The organism is Paenibacillus sp. FSL A5-0031, assembly GCF_001956295.1.
GTDB lineage: Bacteria > Bacillota > Bacilli > Paenibacillales > Paenibacillaceae > Pristimantibacillus.
In genome coordinates this window covers 59423-82540 of sequence record NZ_MRTD01000025.1, presented here as the reverse complement: position 1 = coordinate 82540, position 23118 = coordinate 59423, and the positions used below count along the sequence as shown (strand labels likewise).

The window sequence follows — 23118 nt, the reverse complement described above, 5'->3', positions numbered from 1 at the left end:
TCGAAGAGGAGTAGGGGTTAATGGGGATTAGGCAATACACCTTATATATGGCATGGATGGTAGCTGTCGTTGCAACTCTTGGTAGTCTTTATTTCAGTGAAATCAGAGGGTTTATCCCGTGCGAATTATGTTGGTATCAACGCATTTTAATGTATCCATTGAGTTTGATTTTAGGTATTGCAGCTTTTTATGATGAATATAAGATTAAGAAGTACGTATTGCCATTGTCCATCATGGGAATTTTTGTATCCACATTTCACTACATGGAGCAAAAAATACCAGGATTTGCGGCAATTAAACCATGCACGCAAGGTGTGCCTTGTAACGTTCAATATATCAATTGGTTTGGTTTTGTTACGATTCCTTTTTTAGCACTAACAGGTTTTGTTTTAATCACTGTGATTCTACTTATTAAGAGAAGATAATCTTTCTCGTGCTGGATATAAATGCTTTATGGAGGTCAATATGTTTCATAGTCATTCAGGTCAGATTGGCTTTAACAAGAAAACAATCATTTGGAGCGGAGTCTTACTGATCATTACTCTAGGCTTAGCAGTGTTATCCATAATCATGTTTGAGTTTAGTAAGATTGAACAAGTATACTGTTTACTAGTTCCTTTTCTCATACATGTAATCATTTCAATGTTCATAAAGCAGAAAGCTTCTTGGATGCTAGGTGCGACTGCAGCAACAATCATTTCTTTACTCCTATTTGTATTATGTGTTGTATTCCTTGTAGACAATAAATAGCAGTTTTAGTAATGGAACGTCTCGGTTTGTAAACGAGACGTTTTTTGATATCTCTAAAATATGAGCATGTATTCATATTTGTGAACAAGATATGATCGACTTGTGTAAGGCTGGTGAACAAAAATTGTCTATCTCATGACATCGTATTATTAGACTACAAAACATAGTTTAATTGTAGTAGCATAATCTTTGAGCTGCAAGCATGCCCCCAATTAGAAAGGAAGGTGAACTGAACTAATATGTTCAAAAATGTTAAACCATGGTTAATTGTAATGATAAGTTTAATTTCACTGATTGTAATAGCTGCATTAGGTGTTCGCAGCGACCTAATTATATTAGATCCTAAAGGACCAGTTGGAGCAATCCAAAAGGATCTGATTATGTTTTCAATCTACTTTATGCTTGCTATCCTTATCATTGTTTTTGCTTTGTTTGCATTTATGCTGACAAAATACCGTGATCGCAAAAATTTTAATAACAAAAACTATAAACCGGATATGCACGGCAGCACGAAATTGGAAATCATCTGGACGATCATTCCGATTATAATTGTAACTGCATTATCGATTCCCAATGCTAAGGCTCTCTATGAATTGAAAGAACCACCGAAATCAACTATTGACAAAGAACCTATCGTTATCTATGCTACTGCCGCTGACTGGAAATGGATATTCAGTTATCCGAAGGAAAATATTGAAACCGTTAATTACGTAAACGTTCCTGAAGATCACCCGATTCTCTTTAAAGTTACTGCTGCAGATTCTATGGTTTCTTTCTGGGTTCCACAGTTAGGTGGTCAAATATATGGGATGCCAGGAATGGTAAATGATCAATATCTGCAGGCAGATGAGCCAGGAGAATATAAAGGCATGAACTCTAATTTCACAGGTGCAGGTATGGCACATCAACTGTTTAATTTTGTAGCCTTAGAAGAGGCAAGTTATCAAGATTGGGTGAAAAAAACACAAGAAAACGCGCCAAAATTAGTTGAAGAAACCTATGAAAAATTAATGTTGCCTGAAACAGTTGATGAAATGACATTTTCATCCACTCATTTGGAATTTGTAGATCATGGCAATGATTCCGAATATGCAATGAACATTCGTGAGAAATATGGTGTTGAAGTAAAAGGAATTAAAGTAAAAGCGGATGGCAACGAAGATAACGAAAATGAAGAGACGGTTTCAAATAATGGTTCTCACTCGAACCATTAAGAAGGGACGAACAAGATGTTTAATTTTATAAAGGATAATTTAATTCTAAATGATCCAATGATTCTTGGAGCGAATATTTCCATTTTATTAACAATGATTGGAATCGTGTTTGTTCTTACTTACTTTAAAAAATGGAAATGGCTTTGGACAGAGTGGATAACATCTGTCGACCATAAACGAATTGGAATCATGTATATCATTGCTGCCTTGTTGATGCTTTTCCGTGGCGGTGTGGATGCATTGTTAATGAGAGCTCAATTAACAGTGCCTAATAATACATTCTTGTCAGCACAGCATTATAATGAGATTTTTACAACACACGGTACTATCATGATTTTATTTATGGCTATGCCGTTTCTACTCGGATTGATGAACGTCGTTGTTCCTTTACAAATAGGAGCAAGAGATGTAGCTTTTCCATATTTAAATAATTTAAGTTTCTGGTCATTCTTCTTTGGAGCAATCCTTTTTAACGTCTCCTTTGTTTTTGGCGGATCACCCGATGCCGGTTGGACAAACTATGCTCCATTAGCTATTGAGGGAAGTCCTGGACCAGGAATAAATTATTATTTACTAGGTTTACAGGTTTCAGGGATTGGTACACTGTTAACGGGTATTAACTTTATTGTAACGATTATTAAAATGCGTACACCTGGCATGACATTACTGCGTATACCGATGTTCACTTGGACAACGTTGATCACTTCGTTTATTATTGTTTTTGCATTTCCAATATTAACTGTTACTTTAGGGTTAATGACATTTGACAGATTATTTGAAACGCATTTCTTTACACTGACTGACGGCGGTAATCCAATGCTCTGGTCAAACTTTTTCTGGTTGTGGGGACATCCTGAGGTATACATTGTTGTATTGCCCGCATTCGGGATCTTCTCAGAGGTTATAGCAACCTTTGCAAGAAAAACATTGTTTGGCTATAAATCGATGATTATTTCTCTAGTTGTTATTTCAGGCTTAAGCTTCCTTGTTTGGGTTCACCATTTCTTTACAATGGGAGGGAGCGCAGCCTTAAACAATGTATTCTCAATAACCACGATGGCAATTGCCATACCAACAGGTATAAAAATCTTTAATTGGCTTGGTACCCTATACAAGGGCCGAATACAATTTACTGCAGCAATGATGTGGGCGCTAGCGTTTATTCCGACATTCATTATTGGAGGGGTAACAGGTGTTATGCTTGGAATGGCAGCAGCAGACTTTCAATATCATAACAATTACTTCCTTGTTGCTCATTTTCATTATACGTTAATTGCCGGAGTTGTATTTGCTTGCTTCGCAGGCTTTGTGTATTGGTATCCAAAAATGTTTGGGCATAAAATGAATGAACGACTTGGAAAGTTGGCGTTTTGGTTCTTTGCGATTGGATTTAATGTCTGCTTCCTGCCTCAGTTCTTACTAGGCTTTGCAGGTATGCCGAGACGTGTATATACTTACGTTCCGGAAGATGGATGGACTGCATTAAATGTTGTTTCCAGCATTGGGGCCCTTGGTATGGGAATTGGCTTTGTGATCTTGGTTTACAACGTAAATTATAGTATGCGCAATGCCAAAAGAGAAACGACGGGAGATGCGTGGAACGGACGTACGTTAGAGTGGGCGACCACAACAGCGGTACCTCCGTATTATAATTTCGCGGTAGTTCCTGAGGTTAAAGAACTAGATGCATTTTGGCACATGAAACAGGAGAACAAAGAAATAAAGAAAGAAAATATGGAGTATAAACCGATTCATATGCCTAGTAACGCATCTACGCCGTTTGTTATGTCAGTTCTTTTCTTCGTTGCAGGTTTCGGATTAGTGTTTGAATTGTGGTGGATGGCTATACTTGGCGGGATAGGTGTGCTTGCTTGTTTGGTACTTCGTTCACTCCGCTCACATAAAGAAGATGAAGGATATTATGTTAGTGTAGATGAAATTAAAAAATTGGAACAAACGTTTCAAAAGGAGGCGTGAGTTTATGGCAAATAATAATGCAAGTCCAAACACGCCCATGGAATATCAGTCTGAAACAGGTAGACTGAACATATTTGGATTCTGGATTTTCTTGGGTGCGGAAGTCTCTTTATTTGCTACTTTATTTGCGGCATATTTTGCCCTTAAAAATGGCACAGTTGGAGGTCCGCTGCCGAATGAGGTTTTTGACTTAAATAATACAATAATTATGACGTTAATTTTATTAACAAGCAGTTTCACTTCTGGTTTGGCGATTAATGAGATGAGAAGAAACAACGTTAAATCAATGATTACTTGGTTGATTATCACATTATTATTCGGTTTAGGATTTCTATATATGGAAGTTTCTGAGTTTGTGCACTTGGTAAATGAAGGTGCTAATCTGGGTACAAATGCTTTCTGGTCTTCTTTTTATCTTCTAACTGGAACACATGGGCTTCATGTATCACTTGGTATCGGTTGGATAATATTAATTATAATGCAAGTGCTTAAAAGAGGTTTAACTCCAGATACTGCTAAAAAGGTTTTTGTCTCCAGTTTATACTGGCACTTTTTAGACTTTGTATGGATTTTCGTCTTTACAGGTGTATACCTATTAGGGATGGTGGGATAATGGTAAATAAAACAGTTAATCGCAATCATTTTCCATGGTCGCAGGTTATTGGTTTCCTCCTATCTATTGCTTTAACTTTTATAGCAGTTTGGATAGGTATACGTTCAGATTTAACGTATAGAACGATTGTTATTCTTGTGTTTTCACTAGCGTTTATCCAAGCAGCAATTCAGTTATTTATGTTTATGCACGTATCGGAAGGAGAACACGGAATTTGGCAAATTGGTAAGATGATTTCTGCTGCTTTTATTGCAATTGTGATTGTTGTAGGAAGTATATGGGTATTGAACCAAATGCACTAAAATATAAGAAATAATAGACATAGCAATGGAGCGCGTTCTGTTGTCAAAAGGTACGGTCCCTCAATAAATTGAGGAGATTGTACCCTTTTTACTGTATAATTAAGACATCATAAGGTGTGGGTGATGCAAGAACGCGAGTATGTATGTGTAAGGCCGGCCATATGGCGATTCGGAAAGTACGGCAATAAACCCACACATACCTCTTCGTTGTAGAGCTATGCAAGAGATGCCCGCTTAAGGAAGGATGCTATACCGAAGGAGTAAAAAGAAAAACCTACTATGTGAGTATTAAATCTGATGAGCACAAAAGTGAGATATAATAGATTCTTGAGAGGAGAATCCGCGCATGAAAATCAAAAAATTAAATTTACATGAAGAAGGATTAAGTCGTTTTTTCGGCTCTCTTGAAGTCAAAGTCATGAACATCATGTGGGAAAAAGAAAAGCTTACAATTAAGCAGGCTCATGAAATTATTAATAACGAGAATCCCATTTCTATTAATGCGGTCATGACCGTCATAATCCGACTAGCTGAAAAAGGACATTTGTACAAGGAAACCTCGGGTGGTGGACGGAACCGCTTGACGTTCTTTTATCCGGTTCAAAGTAAAGATCAATTCATCATGGAACAGACAAAAGTTGTAACAAACGGACTTATTGAGGATTTCGGCTCAGTAATTGTTAATCATTTTATTGATTCGCTGGATGGTGCAGATCCTGAGCTGATTCAGACGCTCCAAAATAGAATCAATGAGATAAAGAGCAAATGATTAAGCTATTTGAGATGCCGTTCAAACCTAAAGTTGCACTTGCTTTTATCTTTCTTCTAGTGAGCTGGATTTTGTTGCAAATGGGATACAATGTCGTCCATCAATTATATGATGTTCCAAATGCATCAAACGGAGGAGAGCTAGCAATAGCGATCATCCGTGATATTGCTTCAAATCATATTGTCATGGAAAGTCTTTTTAATGGGTTCATTGTTTATCTTTTAATAGTCAGTGTCTATCATTCTGCTGTACAGTGGATTCTTCATATCAGATTGAAGCGTTACGTTAGAGACAGGTACGATTCAATATTATCCATGAACTGGAATCGTCGATTAAATTTCAAAAAAACTGAGATAATTGTCATCAAAGAATCCGCTTTTGTTGCGTTGTCATTTGGCTTATTGAAACCAAGGATCCTTATATCAACTGGAGCTATTGCTCGATTTAATGATGAAGAAATTGAAGCGATCCTATTTCATGAACTTTATCATTGTAAGTCGTACCACCCACTACAAATGAATTTTCTAACTTTATTAAGTAAGGGACTTGCCTTTGTACCCGTCATTAAGGATCTCACTCATTATTATGCTATATGGACAGAGCTTTTGGCAGATCGATATGCTATTAGCCGGATGAGCACTGAGGCGCCAATAGGTCAAGTACTGTTATCACTAATTAAGAGCCATAAAAATTCAGTTGCAGGAGCCGGGACACATTTTGCAAATGAAGCCGTTAATTATCGAATCAAACAAATTATAGATCCTTCCGGCGATATAAGCATTTCAATGACTAACCGAAAAACTTTGATTATTTCTTTTGTCGTATTAATTATGATGTCTTTGTTTTTAATTGGAAGGTGCTTGAATTAATAAGGATGGGGATTCGTCCAAGGACGTTCCCCCCATTTTTTTAAGTAGGATATTTTTTATGCCGCAATAAACTATTGCCCGTAGTTTAATGAATGAAGGAGGATTACAAGTGTCACAGGTTATTGTCTTTTTTGCCATTATTACTATTGTCGCGGTTATATTGCCTTTCATTGTTGTGAAATCTGTAAGATCGTCTCAATCTGGGCAAACGACTAAAAGACAATTTGAAAGAAATGATGATGAAATATGAAAGTATTCTAATAAACTTTTTGGAGGATTATGACTAAAATGATCGAATTAAACTATAATGTGTAGTCTAATAAAATGCCTAATTCTTGTATATTGGAAACGGGGGAACCATCTAGGGTGAATTGCTTAAGGAAAATCCTTAGCATAGGGATCTTCAACCGAACCCATAAGCTAACCTCGTAGGCAACGAAGGGAGAAGCAGTTTTGAAAAAGCGTTTAGTTGTTTTTTTGTCATGCATGATGTTATTTATCGGTGGAGGGAGCGTGCTCGCAGAGAAGTCCGCATCATCAGAGCTGACAGATTCAGTAAATGAAGTCATCGGTACTCCATATAAGTGGGGTGGCACAACGGTTAAGGGTTTTGATTGTTCCGGGTTTATCTTACATATCTTTAATCAGTTTGATGTGAATTTACCAAGAACATCTAAGTCGCAGGCTGAGGTTGGCAATAAAGTCGATAAAGAGGAGCTACGTGAGGGTGATCTCGTATTCTTTAACACAAGTGGAAGAGGAATCTCTCACGCCGGTATTTACATAGGAGAAGGAAAGTTCGCACATTCTTCTTCAAGTAAAGGAGTTACCATTAGCAAGTTGAGTGATGATTACTATGAAAAGCGTTATGTAACGGCGCGACGTGTGGTTAAGGAAGATACTTTTACTGCAGTGATGGAGTCAAAATAATTAAACGATGGACGGTTAGATATTCATAACCGTCCTTTTTCATGCAATAAAAAAACAACATTTATGGGGTGTCGGTAATGAAACTGACAGGGTCAAATCGTAAGATTGTTCAAATTTCTATTCTATTAATCGTTTTATTGGTAGGCGGATTTGCCATAGGAAAGACCTTTATAAAAACAAACAATTATCCTCTAGTAGGTGGAGAGCCTCCGGCAGTAGAACTAGCAGATATGGAAGGGAACTTACACAGTCTATCTGATTATAAAGGAAAACCTTATATTATTAATTTTTGGGGAACCTTTTGCCCGCCATGTGTCAAGGAAATGCCTGAGTTTCAGCGGCAATATGAAAAGTGGGGCAGTAAAGGACTAAAAGTTCTTGCAATTAATTTAAGTGAAGATGACTTAACAGTTAGGAACTTCTTACGAAAATTCGAATTAGAGTATACCATCTTACGTGATCGGAATAGGGTTACTGAAAGACGATTTGGTCTAAAAGCTTACCCAACGACCTATTTTGTAAAAGCAGACGGGACGATAATGGAAATTTATGTCGGTGGTATGACTGAGCGTGACATCAATGAGAGAGTGGAAAATTTGTTCAGTAATTAATGAGATCGATATTAGATCAATTGTGATTCTTAAGTGACTTCATTTTTTGTGAAATTTTAGTGGGAGGTGGCGGTCATCATTGCTTCCACTTATCGCCTATAATCTAATGAACATATTAAAGCTGCAAACCAAGACTACATCGACCATATAAAATGCTACGGGATAGGAGAAAACTATGAATCATGGCCAGAATAACCAAGGTTTAGCGGTAGAATTAATCAGCCCAGGTACGATTATAATTTTGATTATCGTAAGTTGTTTGTATCTATTTCTTATTCGTATGAAAAACCAAAATGAACGGTTCCCTACCAAGAAAATAGTCAGTTTTTTTCTAAGCATGATGGTATTGTATATTAGCATGGGGCCGTTAAATGCCCTTGGTCATTCCTATTTATTCAGCGCACACATGCTCCAGCAATCCTTGCTTTTTTTTGTTTTTCCCTTATTCCTTTTGGTGGGATTACCGGATTGGTTCTATTCAACCTTGCTCAAGAATCGCATAGTGCGATATTTTCTAATGGGCATAAATCCCTTTCTTATGGCACTTGTTTTTAATACGTTGCTCTCTTTTTATCATTTTCCAGTAGTATTTGATTTTTTGATGAGTACAAGTTGGGGAATGTTACTTCATGGTATCTTAACCATTCTGATCTTGCAAATTTGGATTGCAATACTGCCGCCGACAAAAGAATTGGCCCGTCTGCCGGAACTGCAAAGAATGGCTGTTCTGATCTTAAACGGATTGTTACTGTATCCTGCTTGCGCGGTCATCATTTTCGCCGGTTCACCGATGTACGCAACTTATGAACACGCTGAGCAGCTATCTGCTTTTCTTGGTCCGATTGATGATCAACAGTTGGGCGGTGTCATCATGAAATTTGTTCAAGAAGGAGCTCTTGCGTATGCGCTCGCACGACTCGTATCAGCATGGCGAAAAAGAGAACTTGTGGAGGATTAGTACTTTAAATTCAATAATAAAGTTGTAGTCTAGAACTTTATCGTTCAAGGCTGCTGATTGTCTTTTTTAATCAAGTCAGTTTCCTTTCAGATTATAGATTTTCTAAGGACGAGGCTGCCGGCATAGAACGGCAGCCTTGTTGAACTAACGGGCAGATTAACGGAGTGAATGTCTGAATTTACGATGCGATTCACAGCAATACATACATTTGCCTGAAACTGGCGTTTGCAGCGTTTCACGACCAAAGACAGCGTTAAAAGTTACTAATTCTTAGTGCTGAGGACCGACCGTTGGATGCGAATAAAACAAAATAATATAAATGCAGAAACAAAAGTTAAGCTCATTGCTGCGATAACGGCTGTTTGTTCGGAGATACGATGCCTTATGTAGTACTACCTATCTTTGGTGAGCAGTTTGGCATTCAGTCTTTATGGCAAGTGGGTGTATTGCTCTCGACTAATCGGTTTGTTCGAATCCCAATACACCCACTTATTGGTTGGTTTTACTCTAAGTATGAAATAAAAACAGGCTTAACAATTGCTATTGTTCATACTACATCTATTTACGGATTGTTCAATGGTTTCGGGGTGCTTCTCATAGCAAGATGCATTGGGGAATAGCTTGGGCTTTTCTTAAGCAAGGTGGACAGCTGCAGGTGGTATGGGCTATCGAAAAAAATATTTAAAAAGGTGGAAGACTATCCGGTATTTATAATAGTATATCGGGAATAGGTGCACTTGTGGGGATGTTAGTTGGAGGCTTGGTTTCAACATTCTATGGTTCAGATGATATTCTTATTGTATTTGGTGTATTGGCATTTCTAACCCTATTTCTTGTAGGAAGGCTAGAAGGATCACCTGTAAATACGAATAAGTCTATTGAAAAGCGGAGTGCTATCAATGTTGAATTGATTTCACTTATGGTGATGGGATTCGTACTCACTTTAATTTTTCAGGGATTTCTAAAAACAACGATGAGTTATTGGGTTGGTTCGCAAAATTATGAGTGGATTGCATTCTTTTAATAGGAGCTGCCACCATTACCGGTTTGCTAATAACTGTGAAATTAAGTATTGATCCACTCTTAGTTCCTTGGATTGGCAAGGTAAACTATCAAAGCATCACGGGAAATAGGTTTCTTGTGATATTAACTTTTACTGTAAGCATCTTATTAATCTTGTTTCCATTGAGTATGAATATAGTTGCTTGGCTAGGCGTTACGATCTTACTATTGTTGTTATCTACCGGACTTATGACGCTAAATGACGCAAAAATTTTCCGGTATTCAACGGGTCATAATCGTCATAAAATAGTTTCTGGATACTCAATGGTCACTGATTTTGGGGCTGCTACAGGTCCATTACTTGGTTTTTCATCTATCTCTTTATTTGGAGATTTAGCAACAGCATGGGGTGCTTCTTTGCTTCTTAATGTTTGTGTAATGAGTGAAATCATGTGAAAGAAGTTGCATGGTCGCAGAACTGAGAAAACGGTGAATACAGTAATGTAATTTAAAGAGAGCATACTTCTGGTTCACTCAAGGAGTATGCTCTTTATTATGGTGAGAGGCATATAGAAAAGACTTACCGAACTTTGAATTCACAAACCTCTTTTATGTAGTGCATTCCGTTTATCGTGACTGTATGCTCATCTTGTTTTTCAATTATCCCACCTAAATCAATTATTTCGCTATTTTGCCATGCTATGATAGTTGTTTTGTTGAAAATGGCAGCTGATATGTGTGCGTCGGTATGTAATTTGAAGCCGGATTTAAACAATGTGTGTTCCTCCATATTCTGATCATAATTGTTGGATTAAAATACGACATTCTTTGCTACAAAGTGGAAAGAATCAACCATTTGATCATGGAATATAGTATTTGACGAAAGCAATAGCAATTCCTTCATGGATTGCCTCACTATTAATTTACTACATTTAAGTAACCTGCTTGATATAACAATTCATAGAAATTCTCCTAAGTTTAATGAAATAATAAATCAAGACTGTATTTAAGAACTAATGTTCGCATATAATATGAGTAACAAGATAATAGGGATGGTGATAATAATGGCGTCAGGATCACGAAAGAAGCTCGAAGGAAATGGAATGTGGGAATCGTCACGCATGATGTTACCTGAGCATAAAACTGCACTAAATGTATGGGATCGTGAACGACTAAAGCGTACTCGAATACACCTTGATGAACAAGAATGGGAAGATATTTCAAGAGCTGTTTCGGAATCCATGAAGCGTCGAGAGGCAATCAAAATTAAGATGTACCATGAGTTTGAGGAGCTAGAGGTTAATGGTATCGTGGATAAAGTGGACCAGATGAAGGGTCGATTCATGGTTGACGGGGAATGGTTTGAAATTATGGATATAGAGGGTGCTGAACTTGAGCATTGATCGCCTCAAACTAATTGAGCATCTTGAGTTTAATGCTGAACAACTACGCTTAAAAATTGATGGTTATGATGAGGCAAAGAGTATTGACAGTGGAATGATTCTCATGTGGGTTGCTAAGAAAATCATGCTCACTCATTTGCTAGACGATTTATATCAGGGAAAGTTTGATGCAGAAAATAATCCTCTCAACGAATTCTAAATGTAAGCATCTATTAATTGAGTGAGTACGATGGGGGGAATGAGATGTAACTTTCAACCCAATTAAACATATTACTAATAAGCCACTCTTAGGAGTGGCTTTCTTTGTTTAAATCAAATAACTTTAGAAAAAATCAGATCTAGTATCATAAATCGATGAGTAAAAACGTTATGGTGGGTATGGATAAGAGTAGGAGACCGATAATTAAAAGCTTTGGGAGAAAATCCTATAGCTTTTTTTTTATAAAAAAAGAGAACACTTGTTCCAATTCGTGGTATAGAATTTAAATATAAGAGACACATATATCAGGAGGAATAGGATGTTATATAACGAAAGCTGTATTGAAGGTTCAAAGAAACATTTGGAGGATAATTCAGTCGATTTATTGATAGCAGATCCACCATATAATTTAAGATTTGGTGGGACAACTCAAACGAAAACGAAAAAGCCAAGATTTAATATCATAGAGAACGACATGCTTTCACCGGTGGAATACAAGCGTTTTTGTATGCAATGGATCTTTCAAGCTTACAGAGTGCTCAAGCCAGGACGACATATTTATGTTTGTATTGACTGGAGGATGTATGCAGACATGGTGATCTGGTTGCGTAATGCAGGATTCATAGTCAAGAATTGTATTGTATGGGATAAACAGCATATGGGTCTTGGTTGGCAATATCGTTATCGTCACGAATTTATCATTTTCGCTGTGAAAGGGGATAAACGCGTCAGACGGATCTCAACACGTAAACAGACAGATATTTGGCGTATTACGCGCATTCATGGTAATAAGACCATACATCCTACGGAAAAACCTGTAGAGTTGTTAAAAGAGATGATTGTGAATAGTAGTGAGCCTGGGGAATTAATGGTGGATTTTTTTGCAGGGAGTGGGGTAGCAGAAGAGGCTGCCATTATGACAAGTCGGTCATGGATGGCTTTTGAAATTGATTTTAGTTGGTATGATGTTAGTAAAAAACGAATACAAAATTCTTTAGAGTTGAAGCATAAATTAACTTAATCTATTTATTACGAATCTACATAAAATTTTTTCGATTGTTATAGTTTTTATGAACACACTTTTAATTTTGAAACCTGTACATACAGCTGTACAGCTATATATACAGGTTTATACACAACAGAAGAGTTGTTTAAGGAGATGATTGAGAATAATAACGAGCCAGGCGAATTTGCAGCTAGTGGAGTAGCTAAAGAGACTGCCATCATAACATATCGGTCTTGGAGATATTTGAGATTGATAAAATGTGGTAAGATTTTTGTATTCAAAGAACTTATTGAGCATTTGAATCAATAAGAAAGAGAAGGGGCAATGGTGGTGTTTGGTACTATTATTTTAGATGCTTATCGCAGAGATGAAATGAATCAGATTGCTTATGCTCTTGATGATCTGTGTTCGGCAACAGATAGCTATGGCTGGGCTTCTTCAGGTATCTACAGTTATTGGAATTACTACACAAATGAACTGTTATACATAGGGTTAGCTGTGGACTTGACTGAACGGTTTAAACAACATAACGGATTAATTGCTGTAGATCCTTCCAGCTGTAAATATGAAAAGATCCAAGATTATTTTCAGTCTAATGAAAAGCTAGGTTTCTCAATTTTTGTTCAATCACCTCTGAGTCAGGCAGTAACTAGAAATAATATTTATAATTGGTTTGGTTATGATCCTAATGAATTTAGCATTAGAGATTTTACCCAAGATAGATTCAGAAAAGAACTCAAAATTATTGAAGGTATCTTAATTGAGACATATCGTATGAAAAAAGGGATACTTCCACCTTGGAACGCCGTCGCTGGGAATGTTGCTGGTCAAAAAAGAGCAAAAAAAGAGAGTTATGAGATAATTAAATTTTTAACATCGTTTGAGCCTTCACCATATACAGCTAAATATTCTCTAAGGGAGCTTTCAAATGATCCTATTATTGAAGGTCATGAGAATTTCCTACATGCAGTAAGAATACTTTCATTGAACTCGGGAATGCCGTTCGAAATGGCTTTAAAAATGATTCTTTTGTCTGATTCATTGGGAATCTATCAACAATTAATAGATTCAAGTTATTTTTCCAAGAAACTTGTTATATAAAAAGGGTCACGGCAGCTGCTCTTTTTCATTAAGTGTGAGCGTTAAATAAGCCCCACCTAGTAGTCATATGGGAGCCAGAGTATGATCGATGATTATTAAGGCATGCGACAGGTATCCTGGAAGGAAGAGGACCGGGTATACAGGGTTTAAGCGTTTTCGAAGTTAGGAGATCTGGAAGTTACGGTTTGATTAAATAGATACTTGTGGTACCCGAGCGGGCGCAGTCCGTTTTCTTTCAGTGTCTCAATCACACTGTACACCAATGCGCTGGGTTTGGTCTACGAGAAAGATCTGGTGACCTGATAATACGAGCGGGAAGAATAGTTCGAATTGTTGAAGTGAAAAAGGAGTAGTCTGCAGCTATTCCGTTGATACAAATCAAATAATCGAACCAATATTTCAAAATGCCACAAATAGTAATTTTCAATCATTAAATATATCGCTTCTCATGATTAATGTTATATGGAGAGCTCGAGTGTCTGTCGGAGATTTTAATCTTCTTCTTCGTTATTGATTTAAGGTGAGAGAATAAAAAGGGGGGGAATGGAATGTCATGGTATGAGCAGTTGGCTAACAAACTTAAACTTCCATGTTTTAACGACATTGATGGGGTGGGAATTAATGGAGTTGCTATCTTTAATAGATATAAAACAAACCGATACTTTTTGGAAAAACGATGGGCAAGGGGGGGGAATGTCTTAACAGCAATGATGATGAACCCCAGTAAGGCATCTCATAATCAATCTGACAAGACGGTGGACCAACTAATCAATGTTGCCAAAGAAAATGGATGTAACGCTATTTATGTAGTGAATGTATCGAGTTTTGTTTGCGGGTCAAGCAATAAGGTTGCTCAATCGCAATTTGCATTTGAAGCAATAAACTGGGAATTTATTTCACAAGCCATAGCTGAATCAGAGCTAGTTTTTTTAGGCTGGGGCATTAAAGGTCAATTAGGGATGCTACAACAATTAAACCACAGTTCAAGAAGAAACAGTATTTTAAAAGCATATAAGAAGATTAGGTGTTATGAAATACTTAATTCTAAGGATAAAAAATTCATGAATTCGGGGAAGCCATTGAAGTATGTGCCACATCCTCGACCTATTTTTGCATGGGGTAAATATACTAATGCATCCATTCGGTCCGTGACGAGGAGTGACCTTATAGGTCTGCTTAACCAGAAGTAAACAAAGAAATAGGCATAATTAAAAAAGACGGCCGAGTCCTTATGGATTTCGGCCGTTTCACTTTAAGACAATTTCGTTACAGCCATAATAAAATATTAATAATAGTACTCCTAGATATTGCTTTTTGAATGGATCGTATGAAAATGATAGTAGGTAAGGTACAAACAGAAAAGTGGGGGCAAAATGGAAAAGTTTCAGGTGCGTGGTTTTCTATTTGATGGTACAGAAGTACAGGAGGATGTCCAAGCGGTAGACGAACGAAGCGCGCTTTCTCTTATCCGGAAAAAACATGGCCAACTCAGGAAGGGCTATGACATTTATACAACCAAGCTCATTGTTGAACTTGGAGACTTTCCAGATAAGAAAATGGAGACGGCGCATTTAAAGAATTTAGAAGTGAAGGAAGTAATGAGGATAGCAGCCGCTATCCGTGAGAATACGGTAACATCGGCCGAATATGGTCAGTTTAAAATTCAATTTCGCAACATGGTTCGATCTGCTCTTGTTTCCTACTGGAATGATGTCGCTGATGTTCCACGATCAGATAAAGAAGATGAAATATATCGTTACATTGCAACGGAGTTTATTCCCCGTGTGGATCTGGAGAAGGGATTTTATCGCTACATTCGGATTAATGTCATTAGTCGGATTCGCAGGGACTGGCGGAGAATTAAATTCGTAAATGGAAATAATGATAAAAATCGGGTTGATGCGATAAGGGAATATTTGAGTTTGCAAAATACGAATGAACAACGAGATCCGGAGCAACTGCGTGAAAGTTTGAAACGAATGGCTATTACTATAAATAAACAAGAAATTAAACTAAGTCTAGAGCTCAAACGCCTGTATTACGGTCTTGTTGTTCAGACGCGTTTACATAAAGCAGCTTTGAAAAGTGATCGACAACGGGAGGCGATCGAGCAATGTTACGGCAAAGATCCGGTAACGGAAGGACAGCAAGCCCTTATTTCCGGATCTACACAACAAAATGTACATAAGAATAAAAGTAGGGGGGAGAAAAACATTTTGAGATTTTTAAGTAAAAATTTTGAAAACAGACTAAAAACGGTTGTTTTTTTTGTTTCATGCTGGGGAACAAATTTTATTTCGATTCACATTTTATAATATTAATAATTTAGGTTGATTCTACTTTTAAGGTTTCTTCCTATTTTATTAGTGTTCAATCTATAAAAGTATATAAGGCTTTTAAAGCATATCCAGGTAATAGGTATTTTCTATCTTCTTTTAAGGACAAGACTAATGACTTCATATTAAAATATTTAAAGGGCTCTAGTGGCGGTCATTATTGACTGCTGCTAGAGCCCTTTTTTTGTTTCTGCAAATTTAAGCGCTCTCATTTTAGATAAAATAATCCTTCAATCTAATAAGAACAAGTTGGTGTGAATTTTTGTGTTTTCTCGCCACTGTAAGTAATTGCCCCAAGTGACGGCTTCACAGCTGCCACTTGGGGCTTTTTTTGTTCCCGTTATTTTGGCGGAAGAGCGCAGGAGATAATCTCCTGCGCTCTTTTCATTTCATTCGAAAAGGAGCGCTTATATTTATGGAAAAAAGTGAACGGAATTGGAGAGAGGTCCCTTTTAAGGACTATCCGGTTGTAGAATTCTTAGCTTTGCATCGGACAAACCATCGTTGGAAAAAAGAGTGGATTCACACAGACAAAAAGAAACGTCGCTATTATCACAAGGACCCACTTCACGGAGAGGTGGAGGTATACGACAAAAACGGGTATCATATCGGCGTATTGACGCCACAGGGAGATCACCATCCAACAAAAGGAAAAGTGGAGGGGCGTACGATTAATATTTAATCGCACATTAGTAGAACAAAATGATCAGCTGTTCTCCATTGAAGTAACTGGCAGGTTAGTATGGTAGCAGTCTGTTATATCTCTACGCTAATGGAACGATAGTTAAATAACAGAAGGATGAGCAGGCACTGCAGTAGACTACTTATTTTATTAAACACGTGCCCAGTAGCACGCATCTTCTAGCCGGTCACGTGAAACACTAACACTTGTAAAACCTGCAAAAATTCACAGAATTGAAATGCTAATCCTTCACTTATTAACCATTTTTAAAATCGTCTGCCATACTAATCATGTATGCCACCAGAGATATATGAATAGATACTATACTTCCAAATCCAACGAAAATATAGTAAGATTCTACTACATTGTGGGTATATTTTCCTGTTGCAGAATCTGATAGACAAAGTCAACAAAAAACGACAAAGGGGTAACTTAACAGAGATGGCTAAGCGCAGAAGAAAAAAGGAAGAGTTAGACCATTTGCAGACAATTGTGATCCTATTTATGCTTGGGGCTGGATGGGTAGTATACTCACTTACGAAATCGATCGTAGTTGCAGGGATTGCTGCAGGTGTTATTTTTGCTGGTTACGCTGTTATTATCTTCTCGATTAATCAGACACAAATCGAGCGTTTAAAGAGATCCGGTATTGCGAAAATCGATAAAATGGAGGGGCGACAGTTTGAGAAGTATTTGGGTCATTTATTTAAAGCCCACGGTTATGTTGTAGAAGTTACCCAGGCTTCCGGTGATTATGGTGCAGATTTAATCATCTTAAAAGCTGGAAAGAAAATAGTGGTACAGGCGAAGCGTTATAGTAAAAATGTTGGTCTAAAGGCTGTGCAAGAAGTACATACTGCATTAAATCATTACGGGGCTTCAGAGGCGTGGGTCGTTACCAACAGTGATTATACAGAACAGGCTTACACATTGGCTAAATCTAACGGAGTTCGTTTGATCATGAGGCAGCAGCTGATTGAGTTAATTTTGGCGATAAATCCTGAACAGACGTCACCAAATACAAAACAGATTAATCAACAGCTAGAACCTGAAAATGAAGTCGCAGTGAGCAAGCAGATTATGGAGTCTGACGATCTCGAATGCCCACAATGTGGTTACTTATTAGTCAAACGTATTGGGAAACGTGGGGAGTTTTATGGTTGTTCCAGTTTTCCGCAATGTCGCCATACCATGGATTTGATATAAAAACACGCTGATAATTTAAAATTAACTCGTTCATATATTTCACTGGTAGCTTGCTAAGGTTAAATAGCTTAGATATTGAAATAGAGGGGAACTAGCGAATTATTATTAAGAAATGGAGGATTTTTTTTCGTGAATATTTTTTTAGATACGACAGTCACTTTTACGGACCCTTTCTTGAAAAAATACTATAACAAACGTCTTCTTAATCTTTGTGAGTGGGCAGGTAACAATTTATACATTTCTCAGATCGTATTGGAAGAGACAAGGAATAAATATTTGGTCAATCTAAAATTAAAGAAGCAATCACTACAAACAGCTATTATTGAATTAAATAAACACTTGCTCGATGACGATAAGATTGCTGAAGTAACTCTTGATGAATATGCATTGTTGGAGAAGTTTGATTGTTTTTATCGGGAACTTAATGAAAAAGGAATTATTCAAATTATTCCTTACGATAACACAGGTCATCTTATGCCTATTGTTGTTGAACGGGCTATACAACGGAAAAAACCATTTAGTGAGAGAAAGGACGAGTTCAGAGACTGTTTGACATGGTTGATGTATGTGGAAGTAGCGGAGCAAAAGAATCTAGATAATTGCTTGTTTATCACAGAAAATGTAAACGATTTTTACGCTGATGATAAAAAGTCACTTCATGCTGAATTGGCAGAAGATTCGAATAGGTTTATGTTATACAAGTCGGTCAAAGAAGCTGTTGAAAACAGAGAAGATTTCTTCCAAGTGCTAGTGAGACATGAGAGAGAGCAGGAGAAATACAAAAGCCTTACAATTTGGTTAGAGAGCCTGAATATTACAAATGCTTATATTGAATCAATCTTACAGGGACGTCGTTTCCACGACTCAATATATTATGAAATCTCCAATTTCACATTAAATAAAGGTTATGATATTCGAGTTTCGAATAATCGTGATTATACAGTTGAGTATGCTGATACGTATGCTATCGATGATATAAAGATTAGTAGTTTTGAAACTGAGATTGAGTCGGGTGATGTAGTGATTCATGGGTTTGCTGATGTGAAGACCTATGTTGAGTTATATGCATATACTGGGCGACAAGATCGTGATGAAGATAACTATGATCACGTTGGTTCGACTGATATTAATATTATTATTCAGTTCTCCTTTACTATAAGACCAGACAGTGAACCAGATGATCTTGAGATTTTAGATATCAGTCAATTGAAGAGAGGTTACTAGTATGGTATTTCAACTCAATTAAAAGACATATGGCATTAAAGTTAGCACAGTAATTATGGAAAAAGAAAAATATGAAAAGCTATTATTATTAAGAAAACAATTCATTTACACAGGAGGTTACTATGAAGCTTACTCATTTAAGCGTAGAGAATTTTAGGAATTTTATCAAAACAGATATTATATTAGCAAATCAAAATGTTATTTTTGGTATGAACGATATGGGTAAAACAAACTTAATGTATGCTCTTCGATTCTTACTAGACAGAGATATACGTAAAAATGGGTTTAGAGAGACTGATTTTTTTAAAAATCAAATAGATAAAATAATTAAAATTACTCTTAGTATTGACTTGTCAGATCGGACTTCTAACGATGACACTAAAAATGTCATTTCCAAAGTAGGTGGAGTACGATCAAGTGATGAACTGGACACTTTTTATTTCCGAGTAGAAGGTGTGTTTGACAAGAGTGAGGGTATAGGGCTACCTAAATTATATTGGGGAAATAAGATTGATGAGCTTGAGGAGATAGCTCAAGATGGAATAATCAGTGTTTTAGACAAGTTATTCAAAATAGTTTATGTTGACCCAACTATAGATTTAGAAGCAACATTCAAAAAAAATAAAAATAGGCTATTTGACCAAACGAAACTTAATGATAATGATATTGTGATATCAAATGAAATAAAAGAATTGGGAATGCAATTAAATGGGAAAATCAGTAGCATGAACTTAATTCAAACTTTCCAGACAACAATCACTGAAGAATACAAAAAATTAAAAACAGAAAATATTAACATTGAGATGAAATCGGAACTGTCGATAAACGGATATTTTTCGAATTTAATCCCTTATATTAAAAGGGATAATGATGATAACATATATCCAACATCTGGTGATGGTAGAAAGAAAATATTAGCATACTCATTGTTGAATCACCTTATTAAAGCACAAGAAGGAAACAGAATTATTATTTATCTCATTGAAGAACCTGAAAATAGCTTACATAGATCCATGCAAATTGCTTTATCAAAACAGTTGTTTAATTCAAAAGTATATAACTATTTTTTTCTGTCAACTCATTCATCTGAGTTGCTGTACGAAATGGATAATGCATCGCTAATTAGGATATATTCTCAGGGAAATATAGAAAGTGAATCGTACATTTATCAAGTGGATAATGAGTATAAAAACGTGAAAAAAGAACTTAATAGATCATTATCAACAGCTCTATTCGCTGAAAAAGTTCTATTAGTAGAAGGGCCTTCAGAAAAAGTATTATTTGAAAAAATACTAGAGGAGGTTCATCCTACATATGAATTAGACGGTGGTTATATTTTAGATGTATATGGTATAAAATTTAGGCCTTATGTCAAGGTACTTCGCGCTCTAAATATTACTGTGATTGTAAAAACGGATAATGATCTTAAAGCAAAAAAGGGTCACCCTAAAATTTTTGATCTAATAGGTCTGCAGCGATGCTTAAATCTTTTAGATCTTGAAGCAAATGAGTCAGAAGTAGATAGTCTAGATCCTGTCGAAATTGATTATTTCACTGCTAATGGTAGATGGACGCAATCAAGAAAAAACAAAATGATAAAAGATAGAAAAGTGGCACTGTACAAACAATATAGCGATAAAATAACACTATTATTAAAAAAGAATATTTATCTTTCGAAACTTGATTTAGAACATGATCTCTTTGATGCTATTGGTAAAAGGATGAAGGAATTACTAGGCCCTGATCCAATTAAATATCTCCAAGATCATAAATTATTGAATATGATCGAATTGACAAACGAGTTAACTAAAGATGATTGCGTTAAAATTATAAAGCATCCTCTCTTTAAAGCCTTAAGAAAGTTGGTGCCCCATGAACTTGATTGATAAAGCGGCAAGAGATGGTATCTTGACCGATAATGGTAATATTATGGTATCAGCAAGCGCTGGATCAGGAAAGACAACTATTATGGTAAAAAAAATGGCGATTGAACTTGAAAAAATAAATGATCATCGTACAATTGCAGCAGTTACATTTACTGTTAAAGCAACAAAGGAAATAAGAAGAAAGGCGTCAGAACAGGTTAACAAGCCTTTCGTTGTTATGACAAATGATTCTTTCATTGAACATGAAATCATACGACCGTTTATTAAGGATGCTATCAGTGTGGATTATGACGGCAGTTATACAATAGAGTATGGAAATAATTATAAATTTCAAGATTTTGAAGTGGGATTGGAACAATTAAAAGTTGATAAGATATTGGGTAGTTTTAGAGATATTAAGAAGAACTTTAATTTTAAACTTGCATTGAAAGTTCTAGAATCTTCTATTGCAGCACAAGAATATATTAAATTTAAATATGCTTCTATTTTCATTGATGAATACCAAGATTCAGACGAGGATATGCATCGATTCTTTATGTATTTGAAGAATAAACTTAATATCAATTTGTTTATCGTGGGTGATTCGAAACAGGCAATATATTTATGGAGAGGTGCAAAAGAAGATATCTTTCAATTATTAGCAAAAGAAAATTTTAAAAGATATGAACTTGTTAAGAATTTTAGATGCCATAAAGAAATAGAAAACTTCGCAAATATTTTTCATAATCCAAAATACTATCAAAATGTAAATAGTGACGTGAAAAACGTAATAATAAAGGAATATAGTTGTAATGGTCGTTGGAATTTTGTTGGTTTTGTAGATGAGTTCGAAGACTTAATCGATCAATCTAAATTGGATATAAAAAAAGAAATAACAATAATAGCTAACATTAATAACGATGCTCGAAAGATTGCTGAGTTATTAAATCAAGCTGGGTATGATTTTGTTTTTATTCCTAAAACTCCTATCGAAGACGGACTTCCAAATAGTGGTCTGTTGTGGGAACTTGCTTTATTTACGAAGAACCCTGTTTATTCTATTTATGATTTTATTGAGAAGACTGGAATTGACGAAAGAAGCCAGACTAGAAATGAAGTTTATAAGATTATAAAAGAACTAGAAAATAATGACCAGTTGTCACAGGGATTGGTGAGTAAAATTCTATCAAGCTTAGCGACATTTTTAGGTATTACCATTAGTATCGATGAGGTTTTGAAATTCTTCAAGAGTATCAATGAAGACGAATTCAAGATGGCTTTTCAAATCAATGAGAAAAAACATAAAGTAATGACTGTATTCGCTTCAAAGGGCTTAGAGTTTGATCAAGTAATTAGTTTTTCTAGGTATTACGAAATTCAAAGCAATAAAAATAAACAAAATCATTATGTATGTATAACCAGAGCGAAAGAAAAGTTCATTATGTTTAATGACAATACAGATTATTTTAATTATCTACAGGAGGTTGCAAAACAAGAAAATATTACGGATATAAAAAAGCTTATTGAGTATAAGTTATAAAGAAATAATTAATTCTAATAAACAAACTAAAAAATTATCCGGAAAACTGATCTTAAAGAAGAAAAATTACAAGGTTTCGATCTTTTGGAATAGAGATGATTCCGCAGTTCTGGAGGTTAATGTTCTGCTGAACGATATGGGAGAAACATCACCTACAAATATGATGTACCAACGAATTTGCTCATTTGGAAATGATTGCTACAATGATATATAAATTGACAAAAGATGCAACGCCTGAGCAGTTAAAGGCTGCTGGTCTAGGTGCTCATTATGTGGCCCACGACAGCGCTTTGTTTTATGAGAACGCAGGTGGCGTACCGTTTACGGCTACCTATATTCAAGCGAAAGGCGATCCAATTGCGGATCTCTATGAGGATATTGCGGCAGAAGAGAAGGCGAGAGCGACGTATCAATGGCTTATTGACATGACGGATGACGTCGATCTGCAGGACAGTTTGAAGTTTCTGCGGGAGCGGGAGATTATCCATTCGCTGCGGTTTCGGGAAGCGGTTGAGATACTTAAAGAAAAGCGGGATGAGAAGATATTTTATTAGAGGGAAC

Annotated in this window: 24 protein-coding genes, 2 pseudogenes and 1 riboswitch; all 26 genes and pseudogenes read left to right on the top strand. The window is 36.2% G+C overall.

The window, feature by feature from the left end:
- Positions 1-20 precede the first annotated feature (20 nt).
- Positions 21-425 (top strand): disulfide oxidoreductase, encoded by a 405-nt coding sequence (locus BK120_RS30300; RefSeq protein WP_076271236.1) that lies wholly within the window; start codon positions 21-23, stop codon positions 423-425.
- A gap of 564 nt (positions 426-989) precedes the next feature.
- Positions 990-1964, top strand: a complete 975-nt coding sequence (gene qoxA, locus BK120_RS30290; RefSeq protein ID WP_076271234.1) for a cytochrome aa3 quinol oxidase subunit II — start codon at positions 990-992, stop codon at positions 1962-1964.
- Between the two features lie 15 nt (positions 1965-1979).
- Entirely contained in the window at positions 1980-3941 is a 1962-nt protein-coding gene (qoxB, locus tag BK120_RS30285; RefSeq protein ID WP_076271233.1) for a cytochrome aa3 quinol oxidase subunit I, read from the top strand.
- A 4-nt stretch (positions 3942-3945) separates the two neighbouring features.
- Positions 3946-4554 carry a cytochrome aa3 quinol oxidase subunit III gene (gene qoxC, locus BK120_RS30280; protein ID WP_076271232.1) on the top strand — a complete coding sequence of 203 codons (609 nt, stop codon included), beginning with the start codon at positions 3946-3948 and terminating at the stop codon, positions 4552-4554.
- Positions 4554-4856 carry a cytochrome aa3 quinol oxidase subunit IV gene (gene qoxD / locus BK120_RS30275; RefSeq protein ID WP_076271231.1) on the top strand — a complete coding sequence of 101 codons (303 nt, stop codon included), beginning with the start codon at positions 4554-4556 and terminating at the stop codon, positions 4854-4856. The genes qoxC and qoxD overlap by 1 nt, the downstream gene beginning before the upstream one ends.
- A 143-nt stretch (positions 4857-4999) precedes the next feature.
- Positions 5000-5170, top strand: a pseudogene (locus tag BK120_RS36495) (IS5/IS1182 family transposase); the annotation flags it as partial.
- Positions 5171-5202: 32 nt separating this feature from the next.
- Positions 5203-5625, top strand: coding sequence for a BlaI/MecI/CopY family transcriptional regulator (locus BK120_RS30270; RefSeq protein WP_076271230.1), 423 nt, complete (start codon positions 5203-5205; stop codon positions 5623-5625).
- On the top strand, positions 5622-6494 hold the full coding sequence (locus BK120_RS30265; protein ID WP_076271229.1) for a M56 family metallopeptidase: 873 nt from the start codon (positions 5622-5624) through the stop codon (positions 6492-6494). Before BK120_RS30270 ends, BK120_RS30265 begins: the two co-directional genes overlap by 4 nt.
- A gap of 109 nt (positions 6495-6603) precedes the next feature.
- Positions 6604-6744: a hypothetical protein gene (locus BK120_RS35600; RefSeq protein WP_179089930.1), complete on the top strand. Its 141-nt coding sequence runs from the start codon at positions 6604-6606 to the stop codon at positions 6742-6744.
- 65 nt (positions 6745-6809) lie between these two features.
- A riboswitch (cyclic di-AMP (ydaO/yuaA leader) is annotated at positions 6810-6944 on the top strand.
- Between the two features lie 3 nt (positions 6945-6947).
- Complete coding sequence (locus BK120_RS30260; protein WP_076271228.1) at positions 6948-7424, top strand: C40 family peptidase; 477 nt, start codon at positions 6948-6950, stop codon at positions 7422-7424.
- Between the two features lie 77 nt (positions 7425-7501).
- Positions 7502-8035 (top strand): redoxin domain-containing protein, encoded by a 534-nt coding sequence (locus BK120_RS30255; protein WP_076271227.1) that lies wholly within the window; start codon positions 7502-7504, stop codon positions 8033-8035.
- Positions 8036-8210: 175 nt separating this feature from the next.
- The gene (locus tag BK120_RS30250; RefSeq protein ID WP_076271226.1) at positions 8211-8993 is read left to right on the top strand and encodes a cytochrome c oxidase assembly protein; all 783 of its coding nucleotides are present in this window, start codon (positions 8211-8213) and stop codon (positions 8991-8993) included.
- Between the two features lie 745 nt (positions 8994-9738).
- Entirely contained in the window at positions 9739-10017 is a 279-nt protein-coding gene (locus BK120_RS30240; RefSeq protein WP_076271224.1) for a hypothetical protein, read from the top strand.
- A gap of 35 nt (positions 10018-10052) precedes the next feature.
- Entirely contained in the window at positions 10053-10451 is a 399-nt protein-coding gene (locus BK120_RS30235) for a hypothetical protein (RefSeq protein ID WP_144376892.1), read from the top strand.
- Positions 10452-11059: 608 nt separating this feature from the next.
- The gene (locus BK120_RS30225) at positions 11060-11398 is read left to right on the top strand and encodes a YolD-like family protein (RefSeq protein ID WP_076271221.1); all 339 of its coding nucleotides are present in this window, start codon (positions 11060-11062) and stop codon (positions 11396-11398) included.
- Positions 11388-11597 carry a hypothetical protein gene (locus BK120_RS30220; protein ID WP_076271220.1) on the top strand — a complete coding sequence of 70 codons (210 nt, stop codon included), beginning with the start codon at positions 11388-11390 and terminating at the stop codon, positions 11595-11597. Before BK120_RS30225 ends, BK120_RS30220 begins: the two co-directional genes overlap by 11 nt.
- A gap of 319 nt (positions 11598-11916) precedes the next feature.
- Positions 11917-12618, top strand: a complete 702-nt coding sequence (locus BK120_RS30215) for a DNA-methyltransferase (protein WP_076271219.1) — start codon at positions 11917-11919, stop codon at positions 12616-12618.
- Between the two features lie 309 nt (positions 12619-12927).
- The gene (locus BK120_RS30210) at positions 12928-13704 is read left to right on the top strand and encodes a GIY-YIG nuclease family protein (RefSeq protein ID WP_218639608.1); all 777 of its coding nucleotides are present in this window, start codon (positions 12928-12930) and stop codon (positions 13702-13704) included.
- Between the two features lie 548 nt (positions 13705-14252).
- Positions 14253-14894 (top strand): DUF1643 domain-containing protein, encoded by a 642-nt coding sequence (locus tag BK120_RS30205; RefSeq protein ID WP_076271218.1) that lies wholly within the window; start codon positions 14253-14255, stop codon positions 14892-14894.
- 183 nt (positions 14895-15077) lie between these two features.
- On the top strand, positions 15078-16019 hold the full coding sequence (locus BK120_RS30200; RefSeq protein WP_076271217.1) for a hypothetical protein: 942 nt from the start codon (positions 15078-15080) through the stop codon (positions 16017-16019).
- Positions 16020-16455: 436 nt separating this feature from the next.
- Entirely contained in the window at positions 16456-16722 is a 267-nt protein-coding gene (locus BK120_RS30195) for a colicin E3/pyocin S6 family cytotoxin (protein WP_076271216.1), read from the top strand.
- A gap of 441 nt (positions 16723-17163) precedes the next feature.
- A complete protein-coding gene (locus BK120_RS30190; protein ID WP_076271215.1) occupies positions 17164-17928 on the top strand; it encodes a restriction endonuclease in 765 nt (254 codons plus the stop codon).
- A 129-nt stretch (positions 17929-18057) separates the two neighbouring features.
- Entirely contained in the window at positions 18058-19152 is a 1095-nt protein-coding gene (locus BK120_RS30185; RefSeq protein WP_076271214.1) for a PIN domain-containing protein, read from the top strand.
- 122 nt (positions 19153-19274) lie between these two features.
- On the top strand, positions 19275-21038 hold the full coding sequence (locus BK120_RS30180; protein ID WP_076271213.1) for an ATP-dependent nuclease: 1764 nt from the start codon (positions 19275-19277) through the stop codon (positions 21036-21038).
- Complete coding sequence (locus BK120_RS30175) at positions 21031-22557, top strand: UvrD-helicase domain-containing protein (RefSeq protein ID WP_256711074.1); 1527 nt, start codon at positions 21031-21033, stop codon at positions 22555-22557. Before BK120_RS30180 ends, BK120_RS30175 begins: the two co-directional genes overlap by 8 nt.
- Before the next feature lie 167 nt (positions 22558-22724).
- A pseudogene (locus BK120_RS30170) lies at positions 22725-23111 on the top strand (manganese catalase family protein); the annotation flags it as partial.
- Positions 23112-23118 lie beyond the last annotated feature (7 nt).

Coding starts and splice junctions, on each gene's coding strand:
- BK120_RS30300 (WP_076271236.1), top strand. CDS start 21: ATGGGGATTAGGCAATACACCTTATATATGGCATGGATGGTAGCTGTC.
- qoxA (WP_076271234.1), top strand. CDS start 990: ATGTTCAAAAATGTTAAACCATGGTTAATTGTAATGATAAGTTTAATT.
- qoxB (WP_076271233.1), top strand. CDS start 1,980: ATGTTTAATTTTATAAAGGATAATTTAATTCTAAATGATCCAATGATT.
- qoxC (WP_076271232.1), top strand. CDS start 3,946: ATGGCAAATAATAATGCAAGTCCAAACACGCCCATGGAATATCAGTCT.
- qoxD (WP_076271231.1), top strand. CDS start 4,554: ATGGTAAATAAAACAGTTAATCGCAATCATTTTCCATGGTCGCAGGTT.
- BK120_RS30270 (WP_076271230.1), top strand. CDS start 5,203: ATGAAAATCAAAAAATTAAATTTACATGAAGAAGGATTAAGTCGTTTT.
- BK120_RS30265 (WP_076271229.1), top strand. CDS start 5,622: ATGATTAAGCTATTTGAGATGCCGTTCAAACCTAAAGTTGCACTTGCT.
- BK120_RS30255 (WP_076271227.1), top strand. CDS start 7,502: ATGAAACTGACAGGGTCAAATCGTAAGATTGTTCAAATTTCTATTCTA.
- BK120_RS30250 (WP_076271226.1), top strand. CDS start 8,211: ATGAATCATGGCCAGAATAACCAAGGTTTAGCGGTAGAATTAATCAGC.
- BK120_RS30240 (WP_076271224.1), top strand. CDS start 9,739: ATGTTAGTTGGAGGCTTGGTTTCAACATTCTATGGTTCAGATGATATT.
- BK120_RS30225 (WP_076271221.1), top strand. CDS start 11,060: ATGGCGTCAGGATCACGAAAGAAGCTCGAAGGAAATGGAATGTGGGAA.
- BK120_RS30215 (WP_076271219.1), top strand. CDS start 11,917: ATGTTATATAACGAAAGCTGTATTGAAGGTTCAAAGAAACATTTGGAG.
- BK120_RS30210 (WP_218639608.1), top strand. CDS start 12,928: ATGGTGGTGTTTGGTACTATTATTTTAGATGCTTATCGCAGAGATGAA.
- BK120_RS30205 (WP_076271218.1), top strand. CDS start 14,253: ATGTCATGGTATGAGCAGTTGGCTAACAAACTTAAACTTCCATGTTTT.
- BK120_RS30200 (WP_076271217.1), top strand. CDS start 15,078: ATGGAAAAGTTTCAGGTGCGTGGTTTTCTATTTGATGGTACAGAAGTA.
- BK120_RS30195 (WP_076271216.1), top strand. CDS start 16,456: ATGGAAAAAAGTGAACGGAATTGGAGAGAGGTCCCTTTTAAGGACTAT.
- BK120_RS30190 (WP_076271215.1), top strand. CDS start 17,164: ATGGCTAAGCGCAGAAGAAAAAAGGAAGAGTTAGACCATTTGCAGACA.
- BK120_RS30180 (WP_076271213.1), top strand. CDS start 19,275: ATGAAGCTTACTCATTTAAGCGTAGAGAATTTTAGGAATTTTATCAAA.